General features: G+C 56.4%; 1 protein-coding gene. It reads right to left on the bottom strand.

The features are described 5' to 3' along the window. A partial coding sequence (locus tag RAD10_RS42450; protein WP_461622086.1) for a hypothetical protein occupies positions 1-241 on the bottom strand: 241 nt, incomplete at both ends.

Below are 241 nucleotides of genomic sequence, written 5' to 3'. Positions count from 1 at the left end.
AACGCGATCAGACGTGACGCCAACAACACCCGCCCGTGACGGAAGCGCGCGACTCCAATATCGCACATCGCTGTGAAAAACGGCTCGATGCCAGCAGGCAGCCCTTCATTGTCATTGGGCTTGCGTTCGAACCAAAGATTTAGCAGTGCCTCCGCGACGTGGCCAATCGGATGATTGATGGCTTCCGTCACAGGTTCGTTGACCTGCTTTCCGTCCTCACTGATCCCAGTATCCGGGTCTT

It is taken from the genome of Bradyrhizobium sp. 23AC (assembly GCF_054863025.1).
Note: the sequence above shows the minus strand (reverse complement) of the source record. Positions and strands in the feature narration are given on the sequence as shown.